The organism is Mycobacterium noviomagense, from assembly GCF_010731635.1.
In the GTDB taxonomy this organism is placed as follows: domain Bacteria; phylum Actinomycetota; class Actinomycetes; order Mycobacteriales; family Mycobacteriaceae; genus Mycobacterium; species Mycobacterium noviomagense.
Genome location: NZ_AP022583.1, coordinates 338,559 through 362,945 on the forward strand (window position 1 = coordinate 338,559; position 24,387 = coordinate 362,945).

Below are 24,387 nucleotides of genomic sequence, written 5' to 3' on the forward strand. Positions count from 1 at the left end.
GGGTGGTCAGAAATGTCAGGCGTACTCAGTGGTGTCCGGGTCGTCGAGCTGGCGTCGTGGACCTATGTACCGGCCGCTGGTGTGGCGCTGGCGGACTGGGGCGCGGATGTCGTCAAGGTCGAGAGCGTCGCCAGCGGCGACCCGGGGCGAGCCCTCGTCATCGGGTGGTTCACCCGGCAAGCCGCGCGTGCCGACACTGACTTCATTCTCGAGTTGAGCAACCGCGGCAAGCGCAGCATCGCATTGGATCTCAAGACCGAAACCGGTCGCGAGATCTTCGGCCGGCTCCTGGCCCAAGCTGACGTGCTGCTCACCAATTGGCTGCCCGCAGCGCTGGAGCGGGCCCGCCTGACAGTCGAGGACATCCGCGCATTCAACCCGAACATCATCATCGCCCGCGGAACGGGGTTGGGGGTGCGCGGACCTGACCGTGACAGGGGCGGGTTCGACGCCGCCACCTACCTGGCTCGGGGCGGCGTGGCTTACACGCTCACACCGTTCGGAACGGAGTATCCGGCCGTTCAGGGCCCCGCGTTCGGCGACCTGCAGGCCGGAATCACGTTGGCCGGCGGTATTTGCGGGGCACTATTTCATCGGGAGCGCACCGGCGAGCCCACGATCGTGGATTCCTCACTGTTGGCACAGGCAATGTGGAGTATCGCGCCCTCGATTTCGGTCGCCGACCTGTTCGATATCGACGGGATCCCCGGCGCACCGCCAGGATTGGCGATAAACCCGCTCGTCAATAGATACAAGACCAAGGACGGCCGGTGGATCCAGTTGGTCTTTCTGCAACCCGACAAGTTCTGGGTCGGCTTCTGCAAGCGGATAGGGCTGCCCGAATTGGCCACCGACGAGCGCTTCGTGCCGTCGTCGAATCTGGTGGCCAATGCAGCTGCGGCGACAGGGGTGATAGCTGCCAAATTCGCCGAATACGACCTAGACCACTGGCGCCGCGCGCTGGCAGATGAACCGGGAGTCTGGGCCCCGCTGGCCACTCCGCGCGAGGTGCTCAATGAGCCGCAGGCCAAACCCAACGGCTATCTGGTCACCAACAGGGACGACCACGGTGTCGAGTACGAAATAGTAGCCGCCCCAGTTCAATTCGATGAAACACCGCCACCGCCTGCCCGGGCACCCGAGCACGGTCAGCACACCGAGGAAATACTGCTCGAGCTCGGTTACGACTGGGACGACATCGTCAAGGCCAAGGACAGCGGCGCAACCTTCTAGTCAGTCCGATTTACCGTGCCGCACCTGCTTGAACGGCACACCGCGATCAGCGGCGTATTCTCGCGGGAAGCCCAGCACACGTTCCCCGATGACATTGCGGGCCATCTCCGTGGTGCCGCCGCCTATGGCAACCGTCTGCCGGGACAAGTAGCGCAGCCCATGCTCCAAGCCCTCTCCCTCTGCGCCGACTACACCGGCCGTACCCGCAATAGCCAGCGCGGTGTCCATGTCCAAGGTCACGGTGTCCGAGTGGAAGAGCCGGATCAATGTGCCGGCGGCCGGCGGCAGCGTGCCCTCGAGTACGCTGCGGTACACATGCTCGGCAAGCTGGTCGCTGACCGCGCGGTGGACCAGCACCCGGCCGGCCATCTCGCGCACCCGTTCGTTGTCGGCCTGCCTGGTCTTGGTGGCCAGCGCAATGAAATCCACCGGTGTCGAGCGACCGCCCTCACTGCCGCTGCCGCTGGCGAATTCCGAACCTTGACCCACCGCGCGACGCTCGTGGTAGAGCTGTCGCGACGCGACCGTCCAGCCGTTGTCCACCTCGCCGACAACCGCGTCGTCACCGACCTCAACGTTATCGAGGAACTCCTCACAGAACTCGGTAGACCCGTTGAGTTGGGTGATGCGCCGCAACGTGATTCCCGGATGGGCGATCGGCACCAGGAACATGGTCAGGCCCTCATGTTTGGGCACATCCCAGTTGGTGCGGGCCAAACACAATCCGTAGTCCGCCGCGAACGCACTGGTGCTCCATGTCTTTGCGCCATTGATCACCCAGCGGTCCCCGCGGCGCTCAGCGCGGGTCATCACGCCGGCCAGATCCGATCCGCCGCTGGGCTCAGACAGCAGTTGCACCAGCACCTCGTCGCCGCGCAATGCCGCGGCGATGTGTTGCTTTTTCTGTTCCTCGCTAGCGGTGTCAAGCAGCGTGGCACAACATATGGTGAACGTCGGCGTGTTGAGGATCAGCGGCATCTCATAGTCGATGCTTTCCTCGTTGAACGCCTTCTGATATTCGTAATCCAGCCCGAGGCCGCCGTATTCGCGTGGGAAGCAGATCCCGGCGAATCCGCCTTCGTAGAGCCGCTTTTGCAGTTCGCGCGCCCGCTGCCAGGAGCGTTCATCGTCGCGGTTAGCCGCAGGCGGTGAGGCCGGGTCGATCCGCGGCATGTTGGCGGCCAGCCACGCTCGGGCCCGGGCGCGGAACTGCGCGACCGATTCGCCGGCGGGCGCCGACCCGTTGTCTGTCATCGCGACGATTCCTTCCACGCATACACCCGCAGGTTGTGTTCCTCCGGTGTGCCGAACATGGAGCGGTACAACACAACCCGTCGTAGATACAGGTGTAGGTCGTGTTCCCAGGTGACGCCGATGCCGCCGTGCATCTGCACACAGTCCTGAACAATCGCGGGGGCTTTTTCCCCGACATAGGACTTGGCGATGCTGGCCAACAACCCCGCCTCCGGTGAGCGTTCGGCGACCGCCGCCACCGCAGCCCCTGCCGTTGCGCGACACGCTTCCAGCCAGGTCTTCATGTCGGCGAAACGGTGTTTAAGCGCTTGGTACGACGCCAACGGACGCCCGAACGTGTGCCGGTCCAGCGCCCACTTGACCGTGAAGTCGAACACCGTCTGCAGGATTCCGACTACCTCGGCGCACTGCAGCACCTGCGCAATCTGGCTCTGCCGCTCAATCAGTGCGGTAGTCTCGCCGGGTTTGCCGACAACCGCGGAGCGCTCGACTTCTACCCCGTCGAAATGCACACGTGCGTACTGTTTGACCAGATCGACCGACGGCTGCGGTTCAATCCGAACCCCGGGCGCGGTCGTCGGAACCAGAAACTGGCGAACCTGATCGTCGTCGCTGCGCGTCACCACCAACAACATGTCGCTCTGAGCGCCCGCCTCCACGCGGTCTTTGACGCCGTCGATGCGGTACCCCGAGTTGTGCGGCGTGGCGGTGACCGACGGCTCCAGCGGCGCCCACCCCTGGCCAGGCTCGTAGACCGCCCATGAAGCCACCGTCTCGCCGGAGATCAGCGATTCGATGGTGGCAGCGCGCGCATCATGCTCACCGCACTCGACCAATGCGCACAGCACGGTGCTGACCGGATACAGCGGTCCGGGCGCCACCGTCTTCCCGATCAGTCCGGCCACCATGGCCAGATCGGCAATACCGCTGCCGGAGATTGCGCCGCCACCCAACTCCACGGGAACGAGCAGGCCTGTCCACCCCAACTTCGCAGCCCGCCGCCACCACCCTCGGTCGAACGACACTCCCGCCGCGTGCAGTTCGCGCACGTATGTCAGCGGCGCTTCCTTTTGGAGGAACGCCCGAGTGGTCGAGGCGAAGAGCGCCTTCTCGGGGGACTCGACCGTCGTCATGATGTGGCCAGGCCTTCCTTCGGTCCGACATCTGCCGGTCAGTCCCGCTCGGGATCCGCGGCGACTCCGATGGTAGCAATGACCAATACAGTAAGAGCTACCGGAGTTCAGTCGATACGACGCCGACGGACGGTCGGTCGACTACACCGCGAACGCGCGACGAAGCACCTGAGCATGCAGGGCGCTGCTTTCCCGGGAGACCACCCATTCCGGCACCGTCGAATCGAAGCCATGAAATGTCGCGGCGACCACGTGCAGTTCGGTATGCACGTAGGCGTGCAGGAGCCGGTTGGCGTAATCGATGGCTTCGTCTCGACACGGGTCGATCTCCGCACAACTGATAAACGCCGGCGGCAGCCCTTCCAGATTTGCCCGATGCGCCGGGACATGGTGGGCTTTGGCGACACTGTGGCCGAGGTAATGGCCCCAGGCCCGGCTGACCGCTCGACCGTTGAGGCCGGGCGTGCGCTGAAATTCCCGCCGCGACGGCGTGGCATCGGAGTCGAGCATCGGCTGGTGCAGGATCTGCACCCGGATCGGTGGGCCCTCCTCGTCGAACGTGCGCTGTGCCAGGCTGGCGACCAGCGCGGCGCCCGCATCGCGGCCCATGACCGCCACCCGGCTGCCGTCCGCGTCGAGGCGAGCAGAGTTGTCAATGGCGTAGCGGAACGCGGCCTGCACATCGTCGAGCGCGGCCGGGCAGGGGTTTTCCGGCGCGAGCCGGTAGTCGACCGACACCACGAGGCACCCGGCGGCTCGGGCCAACGCCACACAGTGCGCGTGGTCGGTGTGGAGATTCCCGGTCACGAACGCGCCGCCGTGAGCGTACAGGACCAGCGGCGCCGCGGACTTGGTGAGACCGCGGTAGAGCCGAAGGTCCAGCCGCGCGCCGCCGGGCCCGGTGATCGAGGGAGAGTCGATGGCGACACCGCCGGTGTCGACAGCTGCGGCGCGGTCTGCGGCCAATCCGTTAAATCTGTCGCGTTCGGCGGGCAGCGACTCGGTGCTGAACTCGACAATGTCGAGCTTGGCCGCGGCGTCGCGAAGTGCCGGGTCGATTCTGCTAAGGCCTTGCGGCCGTGTGCGATTCGTCTCGGTCGTCATTGACCACCTTCCAGGTAGACCTGCGATTCCATGTGGTGGAAGATCCAGTAGCGCTCCCCCGCATCACCAGCTGCCTAACAGAACCGCCGTGCTAACTCGTCGGTGAGCACACCGGTCGAGCGTAGCTGCGACATCACCGACGCGCGCTTAAAAGCGGCTACCGACGTTGGCCGAGTGCCGGTCGCGGATACCGTTCCCGTTACGGTAAACGCTACAACCCATTGGGCTTAGTTGCTATTTATATTATGATAGCGAGGTTCAACTCCGACGATTCGCTGACCAGGGCGGCGGCGGTTCCGCGAGAACTGCCCTTACCGGTTGCTCAGGAGGCATGCGGATGACGATCAGCGCCGACCAGCACGGCCAATCCGTCACGCTCGACACGACGGGTGAGACCAGCCCCTATCCATTCTTCGAATACATGAGGCGCACGGAGCCGGTATGGCACGGGACTCTGATGGACCATTCCAAGGTGCCGCCCGAACTGGTGCCACACGACGAGTGGGTCTTGTTCGATTACGACAGCGTGTTCCAAGCATTCCGTGACGACCGGATGTTCAGTTCTCAGGGCTACGATCAGACAATCGGACTGGTGATGGGCCACACCATCTTGGCGATGGGCGGCAAAGAGCATCACGACCACCGCAACCTGGTGGCCAAGGCGTTTCGGGCTACCGCGCTTGAGCGCTGGGAGCCGTCCGTCATCGGGCCCGTCTGCGATCAGCTGGTCGACGAGTTCAAGAACGAAGGCACCGCCGACCTGGTGAAGGCGTTGACGTTCGAATTTCCGACCCGCATCATCTCCACTCTGCTCGGGCTTCCCCCAGAGGATCTCGCTTTGTTCCGGCGGCTGTCGTTCGACCTGATTTCCATTCCGGTCGACATCGAGGCGGGACTGAGAGCGTCCATCGAGCTACACGACTATTTCCTCAATCAGGTGGAGCAACGACGCCGCAAGAGCACCGACGACATCATCGGTGACCTGGTCAGCGCCGAAATCGAAGGTGAGAAGCTAACCGACGAGGCCATCATCGCGTTTTTGCGGCTGCTGTTACCCGCCGGGCTGGAAACCACCTACCGCTCGTCAGGCAATCTGCTCTACCTGCTGCTGACTCATCCCGAGCAGTTGGCGATGGTCTACCAAGACCGGTCATTGATCCCCAACGCGGTCGAGGAGGGTCTGCGTTACGAAACACCGCTCACCACGGTCGTGCGCACCACCACTCAAGAGGTCGAAATGCGCGGCAAGACAATCCCTTCCGGCGCACAAGTCGACTTGTGCATGGGATCGGCCAACCGCGACGAAAGCCGCTGGTATGAACCCAACAAGTTCGACATCCGCCGGCCGCGCCAGGCCCACATCGCCTTCGCCGGCGGAATCCACATGTGCCTCGGTATGCACCTTGCCCGGCTGGAAACCCGGGTAATGCTCAACAGCTTGCTCGACCGGGTATCCGACCTTGCATTGGTGCCCGACGAGGACGCCAGGATCGTCGGGCTTACCTTCCGGTCGCCCAACAGGCTTCCGGTCACGTTTACACCGGCGGCATGAAAAGCCGGGCTGCGATCCTGCACGATGTCGGCGGGCCGTGGTCGGTCGAGGAATTCGAGCTCGACCCACCCCGCGCCGGAGAGGTGTTGATCGAGATGGCCGCCGCCGGGTTGTGCCACTCCGACGACCACATCCTCAAAGGCGACTTGTCGGCACCCAACGAGGTTCTTCGATCGCTGGGCCTGCCGACCATGTTTCCGACGATCGGTGGCCACGAGGGGTCAGCCGTCGTGCGCGAAATCGGCGATGGCGTAATCGATTTCGCGCCGGGCGACCACGTGGTGACGTCTTTCGTCGCCGTCTGCGGGCAGTGCCGCTGGTGCGCCATCGGCATGGAGTATCTCTGCGATGCCGGGATCGGCACCCTAACTCCCGGCATGCCCACTGACGGTACCTTTCGCCATCACACCGCGGACGGCAAGCCGTTGGGCCACCTTTCCAAGATCGGTGCCTTCGCCGAACACACTGTGGTGGCGGCGGATTCGCTGGTCAAGATCGAGCCGGATTTGCCGCTGCTGTCATCGGCGCTGTTGTCGTGCGCGATCCCGACCGGTTACGGCTCGGCCGCTCACCGTGCCGGCGTGCGCGGCGGCGATACCGTCGTTGTGATCGGCGCAGGCGGCATTGGAACCGGCGCGATCCAGGGCGCGCGGATCAACGGGGCAGCGCAGATTGTCGCGGTCGATCCCGTGGAATTCAAACAGAAGTCGGCGTGCAAGTTCGGCGCCACCCATAGCACCGCAACCGTCGACGAGGCGCTCGACCTGGTGAGTGGACTGACCTACGGTGTGATGGCAGACGCGGTCATCGTTTCGCCGTCGTTGATCAGCGCCGAAGACGTTCGCAACGCACTGAGGCTTACCCGCAAGGGCGGGACGTGTGTGCTCACCGGTATGAGCTCGCAGACCACGCGGTCGGTCAAAATCGATCTGCAGGACTTCATCCTGATGAACAAGACGCTGGCGGGCACCGTATTCGGCTCATGCAATCCCAAGGCCGACATCTCCCGGCTGGCCAAGCTGTATGGAACCGGTCAGCTGCTCCTCGATGAGATGATCACCCGGCGGTATCGGCTCGACGACATCAACGATGCCTACGCCGACCTGCTCAACGGTGAACTCATCAGAGGCGTCATCGACTTCGGAATCAGTTAAGCCGGCCGGCTGGTCTGCTTCGCTGTCAGTCGCTGCAACTGGCCATACGCGTCGATCGGGCTGTGTAGCGCCAAGCCGCCGTCAGCGTGCACCACTTGGCCTGTCACCCAAGGCAATTCGAGGACGCCGACGATAGCGCCGGCCACGTCCGCTGCTTCGCCGAGGCGCCCCAGGGCAGTCCGCTCCTCCAGAGCCTGCACCCAGCCGGGCAGTCGTTCTGCTTCCGCCAGCATCGGTGTTCGGGTGACGCCGGGTCCCACTGCGTTGACCCGGATGCCGTACTGCCCCCACTCCACCGCTGCCACCTTGACCAGCATGTCGATCCCGGCCTTGGACACGCAGTACGCACCCATGTCGCGGTCGGCGACCGTGCCGCTGATGCTGGAGACTGCGACGATGGATCCGCCGGTCCCGGCGTCGACCATGGCCTGCGCTGCGGCCCGCATGGTCAGCCACGTACCGGTAAGGTTCACCGCCAGTACCCGCTGCCACTCGTCGGGTGACACCGCCAATAGCATTCCCGATGCTCCTATTCCGGCGCACGCCACCATGCGGGTGGGTGTTCCGTGCTGGCGCAGGGTGGCGCGCATCGCCGCTGAGACTGCCTCTGGATTGCTGATGTCGCAGTCGATATCGCCGCCGGCCTGGTCCCATACCACGACGTCATGGCCCGCGTCGCGCAACAACGCGGCGACCTCGCGCCCGATTCCGGAGCCGCCGCCCGTCACTATGGCACTCGGGGTGCTCATACGTCGTCACCAGTTCACTTAAACGAGTAGCGAACCGGCAAGTGCTTCAGCCCGCCGACGAAGGTGGTGGCGATGAATTGCGGATCCCCGGTCAGCTCAATCGATTTCAGCCGCGAAAGCAGCTCGGTGAAAAAGCTGTGGACCTCCATCCGGGCCAGCGCGGCACCCAGGCAGAAGTGCACCCCGTAGCCGAATGCCAAATGCTTGTTCGGATCGCGACCCACGTCGAAGTGGAACGGGTCGTCGAAGACATCCTCGTCGCGGTTGGCCGACACGTAGGACAGCAGCACCGACTCTCCGGCGGCGATAGGCACGCCGCGCACTGAGGTGTCCTCGGCGGCTGTGCGCATGAATTCCTTGACCGGGGTGACCCAGCGGATCATCTCCTCGGTGGCCAGCGGCATGAGCGAAAGATCGTCCCGCAATCTGTCGAGTTGGTCGGGATTTTCGATCAGAGCCTGCAGCCCGCCAGAGATCGTCGCGCTCGTGGTGTCGTGACCCGCGGTGGCGACGATGAGGTAATACGACACAGTGTCGATGTCGGACAGCGGTTCTCCGTCGATCCGAGCGTTGGCGATCGCCGACGCCAGATCCTCGGTCGGGTTTTCGCGCCGCGACGCGGTGACACCGTTGAAGTACTGAAACATGTCTAGCAGCGCGGGCAGCTGATCTTCGTTGGAAGTCCCGCGCTTGAACTCGGTGTCGTCGCTGCCGAACAGTTCCTGTGTCAGCTTGAGCATCCGCGGAAAATCAGCTTCCGGGATGCCGAGCAGCGACATGATCACATACAGCGGGTAGTTGACCGCTACCTCTTGGACAAAGTCGCACTCCGGGCCGGCCTCCATCATCTTGTCCACGTAGATCCTGGCCAATTCGTCGACGCGGACCTTCAACGCTCGCATGGCTTTGGGCCGAAACCAGTCTGCGCCGATCGCGCGCACCACGCGATGCTGCGGGTCGTCCATGTGAATCAACGTGCGCACACCCGAGGCGGCCTGCAGCTCATCACCTTCCGCAGTGGTCAGCACCGGCCGCGGCCAGTTGGTGAACAGCATGTTGTCACGCTCGATATCCATGATGTCGACGTGTTTGGTGATCGCCCAGAATGGTCGGTAGTTCGGCACGTCCACCCACGACACGGGCGCGTTCGCGCGCAAATGCGCAAGCGCCGCATGCAATGTCGGCTCATCGGTGTACGCCAGCGGGTCAGCCAGCAATTTGGCGGCCTCGTCCATTGTCCGTGTGCTCATGGGCTACTCCTCATTGAATCGGTTGAGCCCGCAGCTCTTCCAGAACGGCGCGAATAGCCGTCTCGGGCAGGTGGGGCGGCAAGCTCGGTAGGGCACGGTCGACAAGCCCGTCACAGCGATCTCTGATTTGCTCGGCGAGCTTGTCAAGCTCGGCCACCACCGCGAAAGCATTCAGGATTTCGTCGTCGATCAGCGATCCCATGGCGTCCCACTCGCCGCGCAGCGACAGCTGATGCAACTCGGCGTGCAGATCGCCCCACCCGTGTAGCTCCAGAACTTTGCGGTACGCGGGCGTCGATCCGTAGAAGGCGATCTGTTTGCGCGTGCTGGCGGCGGCGGCCTGGAACTCGGCTTCGTTGGCGCCGGTCACCACGAACAGTGGGCAGCTGAGCTGAAAGTCGCTGCGGTCGCGGCCAGAGCACTGCAAACCGCGCTGCAGCGCCGGCATCGTCACCTCGTCGAGATAGCGCTTCGTAGTGAACGCATGGGCGAACATGCCGTCGGTGACTTCACCGCACATTTCGGTCATCGCTTCACCGACCGCCGCGACGAACACCTTGGGGGACCCGTAGGGTTGCGGCTCCGGAGTGAACATCGGAGTCATCAGCTTGTGGGTGTAGAACTCGCCCTCGAAACGCAACGGCGTGCCGTCGCACCACGCCGACCAGATTGCCCGTAGAGCCGCGATGAACTCGCGCATGCGGCGCACAGGATGACTCCACGGCATGCTGAACCGCTTCTCTATGTGCGCCTGTATCTGCGAGCCCAGGCCGAGAATGAAGCGGCCGCGGGTGTATGCCTGTAAGTCCCAGCCGATATTGGCGACAGTCATCGGGTTGCGGGCGAATGCCACCGCGATGCTCGTCCCTAGCTCGATTTTCGAGGTGTGCTCGGCGGCCAGAACCAGCGGCAGGAACGGATCGTGGTTGACTTCGGCTGTCCAGCAACCGTCATAGCCCCGCCGCTCCAGCGCGGCCGCTGCCTGCGGCACCCGAGCGAGCTGACTGGAAACGCCCCCATCGACCTTGAGGCTCGACTGAGCCGTGGCGCTCATCGGCGTGCGTGTCCTGGTCGCGCGAGATACCCACGACTCATGCCAGGTAAGCTACAGTAAGCCGTTCGGTAGGGTCAACGTTTCTTCCGGTTTGCGATGCGCGAGTTATCCCGCGTCCCTAAGCTCGATTCAGACGATGGCCTTCGCGACGAGTTAGGACTGGAGCATGACCAAACCCGAAGACTGGGAGGACACGCTCGACGACCTGAGCCGTCGCCGTCAGCACGCGTGGGCCATGGGCGGACCCGAGCGGCTCGCCAAACACCACGGCAAAGGCAAGCTCGACGCCCGCACCCGCGTCGAACGACTCCTCGACCCAGGCACATTTCGCGAAATCGGCACGCTTGTCGGCGGCGACGTCGCGGCCGACGCGATCGTCGTGGGCTCGGGCTGCATCAACGGATCCCCGGTAATGGTGGGCGCAGAAGACTTCACCACAATGGCCGGCACCATCGCACCCGGCAGCAACTCCAAGCGTTACCGGATCGCCGAGCTGGCGCTGCGCGACAAGATCCCGCTGGTAATGCTGCTGGAGGGCGCCGGCTTCCGGCCCGCCGGCGGGCACTATGGGCGCACACCGACCGACCTGCTGGCCCAGGCTCGCTGCTCGGGACGGGTGCCCACCATCGCGGCGGTGCTCGGGCCTTCGGCGGGGCACGGGGCGCTCGTCGCTCCGGTATGTGACTTCCGGATCATGAGCCGCCAGGGCGCGATCTTCACCGCCGGGCCGCCCGTCGTCAAAGAGTCGACGGGCGAAGACATTTCGAAGGAGGACCTGGGCGGCCCCGACGTTGCGCTACCGAGCGGGGTAATTCACAACGTCGCCGATGACGACGAAGCGGTACTCGACGCGATCCGCCGCTACCTTTCGTATTTTCCGCCCAGCGCATGGTCCTACCCACCGTCGCTGCCCGCCGACGACGCCGCCCAACCGCGGCCGACGCCGGAGCTGCTCGACATCGTCTCGCGCGATAACCGCCGCGTCTACGACATGCGGGACGTGCTCGACGTCGTGTTCGACCGCCCGGACTGGTTCGAGGTTCAGCCGAAGTTCGGCCCGGCGATCATCTGCGCGCTGGCGCATCTGGGCGGCCACCCGGTAGCGGTGGTGGCGAACCAGCCCAAGGTGTTGGCCGGCTCCATCGATGCCGACGCCGCTGACAAGGCAGCGCATTTCATCATGGTGGCCGACTCGTTTCACCTGCCGATCGTCTTCCTCGCCGACAACCCCGGCATGCTTCCGGGCAGCCGGTCGGAGCGTGCCGGGGTGTTGCGCAGCGGCGCGCGGATGTTCGCCGCGCAGACGGTCGCGACGACCCTGAAATTGCATGTGACACTGCGCAAAGCGTACGGGTTCGGCTCCATGGTCATGTCGTTGATCGGCTTCGACGAGCAAGTGGCCACCTTCGCCTACCCGGGTGCGACCATGGGCGCGATGAGTGCAGCGGCTTTGAGCCGCGCATCGCACGCCGGTGAAGACCTCTCCGCTGCGTTACGCAACGCCGAGCTGCAAGCGTCGTATCGCTCGGCCGAGCACATGGGATTCGACGAGCTGATCGATCCGCGCGAGACACGCGACGCGTTGCTGGTCGCGCTGCAACGCGGGATTTACTGCCGGCAAGCTGCGCCAGAGCCGGTGGCGCGCAAGGCGATCATGCCGTAAGCGGGCTGCCCCGGTACGCCGCGACAATCGGCTCGAGTTCGTCGGGCGTGGCGCCGTGCATGATCACCGCGTCGGCCCCGTAGTCGAACTCCTTGCGGATGCGCTCTACGCATTGTTCGGGCGATCCGGTGGCCGATGGTTCCAGCCACTCGTCGGGGATCAACGTCGCGATGTGCTCGATCTGCTCGGCTGTGGCCTTGTGGTCGATACCGCCGGGGATCGACATCACTACCGAGTCTTCCCGGAAGCCTTGCAGCACAGCGGGATCCCATCCGTTGGTGCGGACCAGCAGATCGCCGTAGCCCTGTAGGTAGGTGGCCAGTCGGGCCACCGTCTTCTTCAATCGGACCTCCTCGGGAAGGTGGTCTCCCACCGTTGCGAAGCACGACCACACCCGCACGCCGGCCGGGTCGCGCCCCGCTTGTTCAGCTGCGTCCTTCACCGTCTTGACGCAGCGCTTAACGGTTTCCGGCGTGAAATAGGTGTGCAGGACGACATCGTCAAACACCTTGCCGCCCAGCGCGAGCGATTTCGGGCCAAACGCGACGAGCCCGAGTCGGATGTCTTCGTCGAAGTCGGGATCGAGCACCAACACCGGGTATTTGCCGAGTGGGCCATCGTGATTGAAGATCACCTCGCCGTGCCACAAGCGGCGCATGACCTGGGCCCAGTCCTCCATCTGGGCGGTGGTGACCGCCGGTATGCCGAATGCGCTATACATCGCGGCGACGCCGCGTCCGATGCCCAGGGTGAAGCGGCCGCCGGAAAGCCGGTGCATGGTGGTGGCCCATGATGCGGTGATCAGGGGGTGGCGCGTGTTGTGATTGGTTGCGGCGGTGGCAATTTGCATCCGGTTGGTCACCGCGCAAGCGGCGCCGACGAGCGACGACGCTTCCTTGACATTCCAGCGTTCGGAGATGAACGCGGTGCCAAAGCCCAACTCCTCACCGCGGCGGGCCTCGTCCATCAGGGTTGCCGGTCCATCCCCGCCGGACCCGGCCAACAGGTAGTAGCCCAGCTCGTCAAGAACCTGTTCGCTCAACTCGCCTTCCCCACTTCCTCAATCACCCCGCGCAGGAACCGCTCCGAAATCGCTTGAACGCGCTGGGAGAATGTATGTCCGACATGACTCCCGTCGTACCAGTAGAACTGACCGCCCCACCGCTCCTGCAACGCAAGGGCAGGCTCGCGCATCGCCATCCGGTCGTGCCATGCGCCGACGATGAGCCGCCGCTGTGGCGGTGGCACCGGTTCGACCCTCAGCGGATCTATTACCGAGGTCAACTCCGACACCACCGGCGCCTGCAACAGTTCCTGGACAGCGTGCCGCGACGGGCCCCAGCGCGCCACGTGCCGCGCGATCATCGCATTGAGTCCGAGGATCGGCGTGTAGAGGGCCACGCCGTCGACCCGCTTCTCCAGATGCGAAACCAGTGCGGCCACCGGGCTGCCCATGGAAACCCCCGATACCACAACGGCGGTCGACTGTGGCTGCAGCCATCGCACGACGGCGCGGACCTCCGACACCGAGCGCATCATGCCCGCGACATTGGTCAGCGGATCGATGTCGGGATAGGGCGGCCATTGGCGGCGCCGGCTACCATGGCCGGGCTGCACCGGTACCGCGACATTGATACCCAGCTTGCGCTGTATTCGGCCGGCTCGGGACATCAGTAGGTCGTCCGGTCGTCCTTGCCCGGCACCATGTACCCACACCAACCACGGCCGCGGTCCGTCGCGGTGCCGACACAGGTGCACCACGGCTCTGGCCGGGCCGCCCAGGCCAGCGGCCTGCAGCGTGGCGGGCAGCACCGGGTCGTGCTCGAACGTCAGCCGCTCGTAGGCCAGGGTGCCGATGCGCCGCCGACGAACGGAGCGTTCCCGCAATGGTTCTGGGTCTCGGTGCGCTCGATCGATGCCCAGTGCCGACAGCTCCTCGGCAGCCGCAGCGCAGTCGCTCAGCGGCCGCACCGCCTCAGTTACATCACCTGCCAATAGCGAAAAGGCCGTCAGCACAAGCTCGTCCAGGACGACCTCGCCGAACTGGCGTACGCCGCGCGGAGACAGCGCAGACCATTCGGTCGACTCGCTGATCCCGGATACCGCTCGCGGCAGCACGCGGGCCAGCTCGCGGGTGACGTCGAGCGCCCGGGGCATCGCGGTATGTGCCATCCACGCCGTTCCTCTCGCCCATAGAAATCCACCGACCTGGTACTGTAATCGTTACAGTACTCAACCCGGCGTCTGTTCTGTGCGGTTGCAGCTGCCACTTCTGTCACGGTGGTCACCGCGTCCTTGCCCCGACCGCGGCAGCATTCGAACCCGGTAACCTCTTCGTCGAGCCGAAATCTATACTGTAACGTCCTTAGTATCAGTGGACGTGTTCAGGAATCCCGCATGACAGCGCTGCAGGAAATCGCCCGTCCCGGGCACACCGCGATCGTCACCCAGGAGTGCCAGGGTGCCGTCATCGGCCCGAATGCCGGGTTAGCCATGCTGGCGAAGGAAGCCCGTCGCGTCGCGCTGCCCAACATCGTGCGGTTGTTGCCGGCGGCGCGGGCCGCCGGCGTGCGGGTCGTGCACTGCCTGGTGCAGCGACGACCTGACGGCCTGGGCGCAAACCACAACGCCAGGATCTTCGGCATCGGCCGCGGCCAGGTCGACCTCGCTCCCGGCACGCCCGGTACGGCGCTGCTGGCCGAATTAGGCCCTGAGCCAACAGATTTGGTGCTCTACCGCCGGCACGGTGTCGGACCGATGGGCGGCACCGACCTCGACGCGATCCTGCGCAACCTCGGGGTCTCCACCATCGTCGCCGTCGGTGTGTCGCTCAATGTCGCAATTCCCAACCTCGTCATGGACGCCGTCAACGCCGCCTACCACGTGATCGTGCCGCGCGACGCCGTCGCCGGCGTTCCGGTCGACTATGGCGATGCGGTCATCGAGAACACGCTCTCGTTGCTGGCGACCGTCACGACGACCGACGAGTTGCTCAACGTATGGAAGAGTTGACGGTACCCCTGCCGAGCGAGGCCCACCACCTCATGATTCGATTGCTTGCGCACCAGCCATGAGAGGCCCGATGTCTGAGACGACAACGCAGTTCACGGTTCCCGCCGTCGCCGACGCCGTCACTGCTGCGTTCCCGGATCGGGAACTAGTCATCCAGGGCAAACGGCGATACACGTATGCGCAAGTCGTCGAGCGGTCCAATGTGCTGGCGTCGTATCTGCACTCCCGTGGGCTGGGGTGTCACACCGAGCGGTCATCACTAGCCGGGCACGAGGTAGGACAGGACCTGATCGGCCTTTACGCCTACAACGGAACCGAATTCGTCGAGGCGTTGCTCGGCGCCTTCCGGGCGCGGGTGGCGCCGTTCAACGTCAACTTCCGGTACGTCAAAAGCGAACTGCAATATCTGCTTGCTGACGCCGGCGCCAGCGCAGTGATCTACCACGCCGCCTTCGCGCCACGCGTGGCCGAAGTCTTGCCGGAGCTGCCTCACTTGCGCGTCCTCATCCAGATCGCCGACGACTCGGGCAACGACCTCATCTATGGCGCGGTGGACTACGACACGATCATGAAATCAAGTTCATCAGCACCGCCGCCGGTTCAGCCGTCGCCGGATGACCTGTACGTGCTCTACACCGGTGGAACAACCGGAATGCCCAAAGGCGTGCTCTGGCGCCAGCATGACATCTTCATGACCTCGTTCGGCGGACGAGACCTGGTCAGCGGCCAACCGGTGAGCACCTACGAAGAACTCGTTGCGCGAGCATCCGCCGGGCCGGGCACCAAGCTGATGATTCTGCCGCCGCTGATCCACGGCGCCGCCCAATGGAGTGTCATGACCGCGATGACGACCGGGCAGTCGGTCGTCTTTCCAACGGTTGTCGACCACCTGGACGCCGAAGAAGTTGTCCACACCATCGAGCGGGAAAAGGTGGCGGCGGTAACCGTGGTCGGCGACGCCATGGCGCGGCCGTTGCTTGCCGCTATAGAGCGCGGAAATGCCGACATGTCGTCATTGGCGGTGGTAGCCAATGGCGGCGCGTTGTTGACTCCGTATGTCAAAGAGCGACTGATCCAGGCGCGACCCGGTCTCATGGTGGTCGACGGCGTTGGCTCATCGGAGTCTGGTGCGCAAATGAGTCACCTGTCGATGACCGGGACGGTATCGACCGGCAGGTTCAACCCTGGACCCGATACCTGCGTGATCGCCGACGACCTCAGCCGCGTGCTCGAACCAGGCCACGACGGCATCGGCTGGCTGGCGCAGCGCGGCTATGTGCCGCTTGGCTACAAGGGCGATGCCACCAAGACCGCCGCGACCTTCCCCGTCATCGACGGTGTGCGCTATGCGATACCCGGCGACCGGGCCCGCTATTTCGCCGACGGCACGATCGAGTTGCTTGGCCGCGACTCGGTGTGCATCAACTCTGGTGGCGAAAAGATTTTCGTCGAAGAAGTCGAGACCGCGATCGCGTCTCATCCCGCTGTGGCCGACGTGGTGGTGGCCGGGCGGCCCAGCGAGCGCTGGGGCCAGGAGGTGGTCGCCATCGTGGCAATGGCCGCTGGCGCGCAGGCCAGCGAGCAGGAATTGATCGAGCACGCGGCAAAGTCGCTGGCGCGCTACAAACTTCCCAAAGCGGTGGTTTTCCGGCCGGCCGTCGAGCGCAGCCCGTCCGGTAAGGCCGACTACCGGTGGGCCCGCGAGCAGGCAATCAGCGACGGCTAGCTGCCTTGAGCCTGTGGTGTACGCGCATCCGCGCAACCCGCAGCGCAGCATTTGCTCCGAGCCGCAACGGCTTTCTGAACGGCGGGGCCGCGGTTCCGGTGATGCTGAACGGCAGGTCGTTGCCGACCACGGTTCGGTAGTGGCTGAACGTGTCGAAGCCGGCCTTGCCGTGGTAAGCCCCCATCCCGCTGCGGCCCACGCCGCCGAATGGGGCAGCCGACGGGATCATCTGCGCGGCAAAGTCATTACGTGCCACACCACCACTGCGGGTATTGCGGACAAAGGCCCGGAAGTCGTCGTCATCGGGTCCGTACCAGTAGGCCACCAGCGGAGCCGGGCGCTGGTTGATGTAGTCGACGGCGTCGGCCAGCTGCGAATACCCTTTGACTGCCAAGACGGGACCGAAGATCTCCTCGTCGGCGATCTTCATGCGGTCGTCGATGTCGCGGACGATGGTCGGCGCGACCTTGCGGCTGGCTCGGTCCGGAAGTGACTCTGCCTCGGGCGCAACCGTTTCGACAGTGGCACCCTTCACGCGCGCGTCCTCGATCAGTCCCACCACCCTTTCGAAGTTGGTTTGGTTGACACTGGAGCAGTAGTCGTCATTGGTCACGATGTTCGGGAACATGCCGCGCAGCGTCTGGCGGGCGACGGCGACGAACTCCTCCATCTTGTCGTCGGGCACGAAAACGTAGTCGGGACAGACACACACCTGCCCTCCGTTGACCATGCGCGCTCGGGCGATACGGGCCGCAGACCGGCCTATGTTTGCGTTGGGGGCGACGACCACCGGGTTCTTCCCACCCAGCTCCAGCGTCACCGGAACGAGATTTTGGGCGGCGGCCTGTTGCACGAGCGCGCCCACCGAAGGCGACCCGGTGAAGAACAAGTGGTCGAACGGCAGCGACGCGAACGCGGCGGCTATGTCGGGGCCGCCGGTGACGACATCGAGCTCGGTCGGGTCGAAATAGTTCGGCGCGGTGGACTTCATGAGCTCAGCGGTGTGGGACGTGATCTCCGACATCTTGATCATCACCCGATTACCCGCAGCGAACGCCGCTGAAGCCGGCAACACCACCAGGTTCAACGGAAAGTTCCATGGCCCGATGATCCCGACAACTCCGAGCGGGCATGGCTGGACCTCGGCCCGCAGGCCACACAACTGTGTCGCGCGTATCAGCTTGGTCGGCCGCATCCATTTGGCCACATGCGATCTCGTGTGTTCGATCACCGAGATCATGCCGACGACTTCGGTGAACAACGATGCCGCCCTGGAGCGGGTGCCGTAATCGGCCGCCATCGCATCGACAAACCCATCGGTGTTGTCCAAAACCAGAGCGAGCAATCGGTCGATGCGATTGTGCCGGACCGCGACGCTCGGCGGTCCCTCGGCCATGAACGATCGTCGCTGTTGTTCCAGGCTGGCGCGCATCGCTGCGCACTGCTGGACGGAGCCGTCAAGCCGTTCGTCCACCGAACTCATGGCTTCACAGCTTACGGCAACTGCGACTGTGTCGATATAGTCTACTGTAATCTTTACAGTAGGATCGTGCAGTCGAGGCCGGGAGAATCCGTGGATAGTCAACTTCAGGACGTCGCTGTTACCGCCGCCTTGCCGGACGACTACGTTCGCGACCCGTACCCGTACTTCACTCAGAAGCGCGGCGATGCCGGCGTGTTCCGCGGCACAGTGATGGACTACTCCAGGACCCCCGAGTCGTTACGGCCGAAGAGGTCCTTCGCCGCGATGTCGTTCGACGCTGTGAACAAGGCATTCCGCAACGGGCAGGTGTTCAGCTCGAAAATGTACGACACCACTATCGGGCTGTTCATGGGCCCGACCATTCTCGCCATGGAAGGCAAACAGCACCGGGAGCACCGCAACCTGGTGTCCGCGGCGTTCAAGTCCAAGGCGCTGGCCCGCTGGGAACCGACCATCGTGCGGCCAATCTGCAATGCGTTGATCGACGAATTCATCGACGACGGCCGAGCCGATCTTGTCCGACAGTTCACGTTCGAGTTTCCCACCCGCGCGATCGCCACCCTGCTGGGCTTGCCCGAAAAAGACCTGCCAATGTTCCACCGTCGCGCAGTGGAGTTGATCAGCTACACGGTGAAGTACGAACGCGCCTTCGAAGCGTCGGCGGCTCTCAAAGACTACTTTCTTGACCAGATCGAACAACGCAGATCCCAACCGACCGAAGACATCATCGGTGATCTGGTGACGGCCGAGATCGACGGCGAAAAGCTCAGCGACGAAGCGATTTATTCCTTCCTGCGACTGCTGCTGCCGGCGGGGCTGGAGACCACCTATCGCTCCTCGGGCAATCTGCTGTTCCTGTTGCTCACCCACCCGAAGCAATTCCAAGCGGTGCAGGCGAACCCCGAGCTGATCCCACAGGCCATCGAAGAAGGGCTTCGCTTCGAGACACCACTGACCACCGTGCAGCGGTTCACCACCGAAGACACCGAGCTCGAAGGCGTCGAGATACCGGCGCGCTCGGTGGTCGACGTGTGCATCGGCTCGGCCAACCGCGACGAACACCGGTGGCAGAACTCAGAGGAGTTCGACATCTTCCGGCCGCATATGCCCCACATTTCCTTTGCCGCTGGCGAACACACGTGCCTCGGTTTGCATCTGGCGCGCATGGAAACCCGGGTTGCCGTCGAATGCCTGCTGACTCGCCTGGCCAATATCACGCTCGTCACCGACGACGACCCGCACATCCACGGCCAGCCGTTCCGCTCCCCGACGGCGCTACCGGTGACGTTCGACGTCGCCAAGTAGGGTCTCGAAAATGGTCCAGGTAATGGCGGGCTTTCGAGTCCTCGAAGTTGCGCAGTTCACGTTCGTCCCGGCGGCTGGTGCCATCCTCGCCGACTGGGGCGCAGACGTCATCAAGGTCGAACACCCGGTGCGCGGCGATACCCAGCGCGGTTTCCTCAACATGGGTGGCGTCGAGATCAACCCCGACAGGCATCCGCTGATGGAGCATCCAAACCGGGGCAAGCGCAGCGTTGGGATCGACGTCTCCACTCCGGGAGGCCAGGAAGTGCTCTATGAGCTCGCCAAGACCTCGGACGTGTTTCTGACCAACTACCTACCCGCACAGCGGCAGAAGAATAGATTCGACCTCAAGCACATCCGCGCCGTGAACCCTAATATCGTCTATGCCCGCGGCAGCGCCTACGGCGACAAGGGGGTTGAACGCGACGTCGGTGGCTACGACGGCACAGCATTCTGGACGCGCAGCGGCATCGGTTATGCGCTGACGCCAGAGGAGCTGGGCGGTGCGTTGCCCCAAGGCATCCCAGCCTTCGGCGACTCCATCGGGGGCATGTTCATCGCCGGGGGCATCTCGGCCGCACTGCTGCACCGCGAAAGGACTGGCGAAGCCCTCGAGCTTGACGTGTCGTTGCTGAGCACCGCGTGGTGGGCGGCAGGCGCGAGCGTGACGCAGGGAATGGAAACCGGCGAGGTCATGCGGGTCGCCATGCCGGGATCGGCGAGTCCGTCGGTGAATCCGTTCATGGGCAACTACCAAACCTCCGACGGCGGCACGATCAACTTGTGCATCATCAGCCCCACCGGCCTGATCCGCGACACCTTCGAGCATCTCGGCATCCCCGAGGCGGCTGACGATCTCCGCTTCGCCGATGTACTACCACTGATACAAAACGCCGATGCGGCCGTCGAGCTGATTGCAAAGGCCTTTGCCAGCAAGCCATTCGAGTATTGGCGTCAACATCTGAAAACCATGAAAGGACAGTGGGCGCCGTTCCAGAGCCTTATTGACCTGGCCGAGGACGAGCAGGCCATTGCCAATGACATGATCACCGAAGTCGAGCTGGCCAGCGACGGCGCACCGTTCAACATCGTGCGGGGGCCGGTGCAGTTCAACCACGAGCCGCTGGTGACGAACCGGGCCCCGCAGGCATCCGAACACACAGAAATCGTCCTTACCGAACTCGGCATGGACTGGGACCGCATCGCCGAACTGAAGGAATCGGGAGCCATCGCGTGAACCGCGGATTCGATGAGGAGTACCGCTCGTGAATGACGTTGCGATCATCGGGGTGGGTCTGCATCCGTTCGGCCGGTTCGAGGGCAAGTCTGCGATGGAAATGGCCGCAGACGCGATTCAGCTCGCGCTCATCGATGCCGCACTGGAGTGGAAAGACATCCAGTTCGCCGTGGGCGGCAGCTGGACGGTGGCCAACCCTGATGCGATCGTCGGGATGGTGGGGTTGACCGGTATTCCGTTCACCGATGTGTTCAACGCGTGCGCCACCGCGGCCAGCGCCACAAAGCTGTGTGCGGACACGATTCGGTTGGGTGAGTGCGATATTGGGATCGCTGTCGGCATGGATAAGCATCCTCGCGGCGCGTTTACCGAAGATCCTGCTCTCGTGGGGATGCCGAGTTGGTATGCCGAGAACGGCCAATACCTCACCACCAAGTTCTTCGGCATGAAGGCCAATCGCTACCTTCACGACCACGGTGTCTCCGTCGAAACCTTGGCCAAAGTAGCCGCGAAGAACTACCGAAACGGATCGCTCAATCCCAACGCGTACCGGCGCAAGCCGCTCACTGAGGAGCAGATCCTCGGCTCGCCGATCCTGAACTACCCGCTGACGCAATATATGTTCTGCGCGCCCGACGAAGGCGCGGCCGTGGCGATCATGTGCCGCGCCGACATCGCGCACCGGTTCACCTCCAAGCCGGTGTATGTGCGGTCGGTCGAGGTCCGCACTCGCCGATACGGCGCCTACGAGGTCAACACCACCTACGCTCCGGTGGAAGAAGATGTGCCGCCAACCGTGTACGCGGCCCGCGCCGCATTCGAGAAGGCTGGGGTGGCGCCCGGCGATGTCGACGTTATTCAGTTGCAGGACACCGACGCCGGCGCAGAGGTCATCCATATGGCCGAATGCGGATTTTGCGCCGATGGTGAGCAGGAAAAGCTGTTGGCCGACGGTGCCACGGAAATCACCGGGTCGATGCCGATCAACACCGATGGCGGGCTGATCGCCAACGGTGAGCCGATCGGAGCGTCGGGCCTGCGGCAGGTGCATGAGCTGGTGCGCCAACTGCGCGGCGAAGCGGGCGACCGGCAAGTACCCGGCACGCCGCGGGTTGGGTTCGCGCAGGCTTACGGCGCACCGGGAACATCCGCGGCGACAATCTTGACCACGTAGCCCTGCCGAGCAGTCGCAAAAGTACCCGACAGGCCGGGTTTTTCGGAGCTTTTGCGTCTGCTCGCGCTACTGAGCTTTCTTCGCGGGCGGTGCGTAGGCGGGCTTTCCCAGCCCGAGCACATGCTGGGCGATCATGTTGCGGAACACTTCGAGTGTGCCGCCGTAAATGCCGACCAAAGGCGCGAAGCGGTAGCAGTATTCAGCGCTGCCATCATCGGCGGCGCCGTCGGTCCCGTACGGCAAAGCTGACGCGGCACCGAGGATGTCCATCAGATCCGGCGAGATGTCGCGCATGGTTTGCGCGATGGCGACACGTCCGAAAATACTCGGCGTGGACAGCGCCGCCTCCATCCGCGCCACACTGCGCCCCAATCGATACGCCACCGACCTATCGTCGATGAGATGGCGGCCATTCGTATTCTGTTGCGCGACCCGTCCTGCCGCCTTGTCCACCGCCTCCGCCATGAACCCGGCCTGGTGCATCATGATCGACGTGTCTTGGAGGCCGTCCCGGGCAGGCGCTACCGCTCCATGTTCGACGTTGAGCGGCTCGCGCACCACCGTCCACCCGCCATTGACTTCGCCCAGCCGGTACTTGTCAGGGACGCGGACGTCGCTGTAGTAGACGATGTTGGTGCGGTCGCCGTCGATGGTGCGGATGCCCTGGATCTCGATGCCAGGCGAGTTCAGCGGCACCAGAAACATGGTCAGGCTCTTGTGTTTCGGCGCCTGCGGGTCGGTGTTGGTGATCAGGAAGACGTATTGGCAGTTGTGCGCGCCGGTGGTGAACATCTTGGAGCCGTTGATAATCCAGTCATCGCCGTCGCGCACGGCGCGAGTTTTGCAGGTGGCGACATCGGAGCCGCCTTCCGGTTCGGTATAGCCTAGGCACATGCGGATGTGGCCGCTGAAGACCCCTGGCAGCACCTCGTCTTGTAGTTCCGGCGAACCGAATTTCACCACCGATCGCGCGATCATGGCCGTGGTACCCCACGTCACCCACGGCACATGGAACCGGCGCTTCTCCAGTTCCCAGATACGGCGCCGTAGCCGGCTGAACCCGCCTTCGGATTCCGGCTTCCATTCCGCTTCCAGATACCCCGCGGCGCCCATCGCGAGGTGCACGCCTTCGTCGAAGTTGTCGCCGGTTTCCCGGTCGCGGCGTCTGACTTCTTCGGTCACATGGGTGGCCAGAAACTTTCGTGCTTCATCGAGGAAGGCCTTGTCGTCCTCGGGCAGTTCGACTTTCGAGAAGTCCATTGCTAAACCTCTGCTTCCCGCGCTGCGACGATTTGCGCGATCTGCTGTGCGCTCGCACCAGGATCACCGCCCGCCAACGGCCATCCGCGCGCACGCACCAGGTACGCCGTCGCGGCGGCTTCGGCCGAAACGCCGAGACCGCCTTGGATGTGCACCGCCATCGTCGCTGCCTTCGCGGCTTCCTCGGCCATGAACACGAACACCGACGCCGCCAACTCGGGACGCTCGTCGGGTTCGTTGTCGAGGAACCAGGCGGCTCGATGCGCGAGGTTGCGTCCGCTCTGGACGGTGATCGCCATGTTGGCCAGCGGATGCGAGATGCCCTGCAGCGTCGAGATCGGCACGCCGAGCGTGTAACGCGCCTTGGCGAACTCCGCGGCGATGGTCATCGTCTCCTCAACCAGACCAACTAAGGCCGCCGCGGTGAGCAGCCGCCATTCGTCAAGCGCCCGTTGGTAACTAGCCAACGCCTCTGCGCCGCTGGCCACGACGGTGCGGGTGTCGGCTGCGGCCGGGTCGACCCACGCCATCGGTAACCGGCCGATGTTGTCGACCTTCGCCGGTCGGCTGGCGAATGTCAGTCGCACGACAGAGTCGCTGTCGCGGATGATGACATGGTCGGCGATCGACCCGGCTGGAATGAGCCTCGGGCCTACGGCATTTTCGACCTGCGGATCGAGCGCTGACAGTTGTGTTCCGTTGACAACGTCGGCCTCCACCTCGGCCAACCGCGACAGGAGCCTTGCCGTGCAGACGTGGTCGATCCACGGCACCGGTGCCAGCGAGCGGCCGATCTCCTCGGCGACCAGGGTCAGGTCGACCAGGGTCGCGCCGTCACCGCCAAAGGATTCCGGTAGCGCCATCGTCGTTGCTCCCATGGCGCACAACCGCTCCCAGAGGTTCTTGTCGAAGCCCGACGGCTCTGCGGCACGCACTGACTCGATAGAGCAGTGCGTCTTGAAGAAGTCCTTGTATGCAGTCTGCAACGCGACGTGGTCTTCGGTCAGGCTGTAATCCAGCCTGCGCAGCTCGAATCGGTCCATC

At 64.1% G+C, this 24,387-nt stretch carries 20 protein-coding genes; 9 read left to right on the forward strand and 11 right to left on the reverse strand.

What is annotated here, in order from left to right; all coding sequences use genetic code 11:
• The first annotated feature begins 12 nt into the window (after positions 1 to 12).
• Positions 13 to 1,233 carry a CaiB/BaiF CoA transferase family protein gene (locus tag G6N15_RS01350; RefSeq protein WP_083084144.1) on the forward strand — a complete coding sequence of 407 codons (1,221 nt, stop codon included), beginning with the start codon at positions 13 to 15 and terminating at the stop codon, positions 1,231 to 1,233.
• Here the strand turns inward: G6N15_RS01350 and G6N15_RS01355 are convergent, their stop codons facing one another.
• The 3 genes from G6N15_RS01355 to G6N15_RS01365 form a co-directional block, all read right to left on the reverse strand.
• Complete coding sequence (locus G6N15_RS01355; protein WP_083084554.1) at positions 1,234 to 2,487, reverse strand: acyl-CoA dehydrogenase family protein; 1,254 nt, start codon at positions 2,485 to 2,487, stop codon at positions 1,234 to 1,236.
• Positions 2,484 to 3,620 (reverse strand): acyl-CoA dehydrogenase family protein, encoded by a 1,137-nt coding sequence (locus tag G6N15_RS01360; RefSeq protein WP_083084142.1) that lies wholly within the window; start codon positions 3,618 to 3,620, stop codon positions 2,484 to 2,486. Before G6N15_RS01360 ends, G6N15_RS01355 begins: the two co-directional genes overlap by 4 nt.
• A 141-nt stretch (positions 3,621 to 3,761) precedes the next feature.
• Positions 3,762 to 4,724: an alpha/beta hydrolase gene (locus G6N15_RS01365; RefSeq protein ID WP_083084140.1), complete on the reverse strand. Its 963-nt coding sequence runs from the start codon at positions 4,722 to 4,724 to the stop codon at positions 3,762 to 3,764.
• A gap of 337 nt (positions 4,725 to 5,061) precedes the next feature.
• Here G6N15_RS01365 and G6N15_RS01370 point away from each other — a divergent pair, with 337 nt between their 5' ends.
• Both G6N15_RS01370 and G6N15_RS01375 read left to right on the forward strand, forming a co-directional pair.
• Positions 5,062 to 6,276 (forward strand): cytochrome P450, encoded by a 1,215-nt coding sequence (locus G6N15_RS01370; protein WP_083084138.1) that lies wholly within the window; start codon positions 5,062 to 5,064, stop codon positions 6,274 to 6,276.
• Positions 6,273 to 7,430: a Zn-dependent alcohol dehydrogenase gene (locus G6N15_RS01375; RefSeq protein WP_083084135.1), complete on the forward strand. Its 1,158-nt coding sequence runs from the start codon at positions 6,273 to 6,275 to the stop codon at positions 7,428 to 7,430. Before G6N15_RS01370 ends, G6N15_RS01375 begins: the two co-directional genes overlap by 4 nt.
• On the opposite strand, the gene G6N15_RS01380 is transcribed toward G6N15_RS01375, so the two are convergent.
• Genes G6N15_RS01380 through G6N15_RS01390 form a run of 3 tightly spaced genes read right to left on the reverse strand, consistent with a single transcriptional unit; the run spans position 7,427 to position 10,483 of the window.
• Positions 7,427 to 8,179 carry an SDR family NAD(P)-dependent oxidoreductase gene (locus tag G6N15_RS01380; RefSeq protein ID WP_083084133.1) on the reverse strand — a complete coding sequence of 251 codons (753 nt, stop codon included), beginning with the start codon at positions 8,177 to 8,179 and terminating at the stop codon, positions 7,427 to 7,429. The genes G6N15_RS01375 and G6N15_RS01380 overlap by 4 nt on opposite strands.
• Positions 8,180 to 8,193: 14 nt before the next feature.
• Positions 8,194 to 9,414, reverse strand: coding sequence for a cytochrome P450 (locus G6N15_RS01385; protein ID WP_083084131.1), 1,221 nt, complete (start codon positions 9,412 to 9,414; stop codon positions 8,194 to 8,196).
• Between the two features lie 25 nt (positions 9,415 to 9,439).
• Positions 9,440 to 10,483 (reverse strand): LLM class F420-dependent oxidoreductase, encoded by a 1,044-nt coding sequence (locus G6N15_RS01390; protein WP_083084129.1) that lies wholly within the window; start codon positions 10,481 to 10,483, stop codon positions 9,440 to 9,442.
• Positions 10,484 to 10,649: 166 nt separating this feature from the next.
• On the opposite strand from G6N15_RS01390, the gene G6N15_RS01395 reads away from it, so the two are divergent.
• Positions 10,650 to 12,146 (forward strand): acyl-CoA carboxylase subunit beta, encoded by a 1,497-nt coding sequence (locus tag G6N15_RS01395; protein ID WP_083084126.1) that lies wholly within the window; start codon positions 10,650 to 10,652, stop codon positions 12,144 to 12,146.
• Here the strand turns inward: G6N15_RS01395 and G6N15_RS01400 are convergent.
• Both G6N15_RS01400 and G6N15_RS01405 read right to left on the reverse strand, forming a co-directional pair.
• On the reverse strand, positions 12,136 to 13,188 hold the full coding sequence (locus G6N15_RS01400; protein WP_083084124.1) for a TIGR03857 family LLM class F420-dependent oxidoreductase: 1,053 nt from the start codon (positions 13,186 to 13,188) through the stop codon (positions 12,136 to 12,138). The genes G6N15_RS01395 and G6N15_RS01400 overlap by 11 nt on opposite strands.
• Positions 13,185 to 14,318: an alpha/beta fold hydrolase gene (locus G6N15_RS01405; RefSeq protein WP_083084122.1), complete on the reverse strand. Its 1,134-nt coding sequence runs from the start codon at positions 14,316 to 14,318 to the stop codon at positions 13,185 to 13,187. The genes G6N15_RS01400 and G6N15_RS01405 overlap by 4 nt, the downstream gene beginning before the upstream one ends.
• A 225-nt stretch (positions 14,319 to 14,543) precedes the next feature.
• On the opposite strand from G6N15_RS01405, the gene G6N15_RS01410 reads away from it, so the two are divergent.
• Together G6N15_RS01410 and G6N15_RS01415 are read left to right on the forward strand one after the other, a co-directional pair.
• On the forward strand, positions 14,544 to 15,158 hold the full coding sequence (locus tag G6N15_RS01410) for a cysteine hydrolase (protein WP_083084120.1): 615 nt from the start codon (positions 14,544 to 14,546) through the stop codon (positions 15,156 to 15,158).
• 70 nt (positions 15,159 to 15,228) lie between these two features.
• Complete coding sequence (locus G6N15_RS01415; protein WP_083084118.1) at positions 15,229 to 16,884, forward strand: acyl-CoA synthetase; 1,656 nt, start codon at positions 15,229 to 15,231, stop codon at positions 16,882 to 16,884.
• On the opposite strand, the gene G6N15_RS01420 is transcribed toward G6N15_RS01415, so the two are convergent.
• Positions 16,871 to 18,316, reverse strand: coding sequence for an aldehyde dehydrogenase family protein (locus tag G6N15_RS01420; protein WP_232070518.1), 1,446 nt, complete (start codon positions 18,314 to 18,316; stop codon positions 16,871 to 16,873). The genes G6N15_RS01415 and G6N15_RS01420 overlap by 14 nt on opposite strands.
• 141 nt (positions 18,317 to 18,457) lie before the next feature.
• On the opposite strand from G6N15_RS01420, the gene G6N15_RS01425 reads away from it, so the two are divergent.
• Genes G6N15_RS01425 through G6N15_RS01435 form a run of 3 tightly spaced genes read left to right on the forward strand, consistent with a single transcriptional unit; the run spans position 18,458 to position 22,083 of the window.
• Positions 18,458 to 19,672, forward strand: coding sequence for a cytochrome P450 (locus G6N15_RS01425; RefSeq protein ID WP_083084114.1), 1,215 nt, complete (start codon positions 18,458 to 18,460; stop codon positions 19,670 to 19,672).
• 22 nt (positions 19,673 to 19,694) lie between these two features.
• Entirely contained in the window at positions 19,695 to 20,909 is a 1,215-nt protein-coding gene (locus tag G6N15_RS01430) for a CaiB/BaiF CoA transferase family protein (RefSeq protein WP_083084113.1), read from the forward strand.
• Positions 20,910 to 20,937: 28 nt separating this feature from the next.
• On the forward strand, positions 20,938 to 22,083 hold the full coding sequence (locus G6N15_RS01435) for a thiolase family protein (protein WP_083084110.1): 1,146 nt from the start codon (positions 20,938 to 20,940) through the stop codon (positions 22,081 to 22,083).
• A 66-nt stretch (positions 22,084 to 22,149) separates the two neighbouring features.
• Here the strand turns inward: G6N15_RS01435 and G6N15_RS01440 are convergent, their stop codons facing one another.
• Positions 22,150 to 23,343 carry an acyl-CoA dehydrogenase family protein gene (locus tag G6N15_RS01440; protein WP_083084108.1) on the reverse strand — a complete coding sequence of 398 codons (1,194 nt, stop codon included), beginning with the start codon at positions 23,341 to 23,343 and terminating at the stop codon, positions 22,150 to 22,152.
• Positions 23,344 to 23,345: 2 nt separating this feature from the next.
• Positions 23,346 to 24,386, reverse strand: a complete 1,041-nt coding sequence (locus tag G6N15_RS01445) for an acyl-CoA dehydrogenase family protein (protein ID WP_083084106.1) — start codon at positions 24,384 to 24,386, stop codon at positions 23,346 to 23,348.
• Position 24,387: the final 1 nt, after the last annotated feature.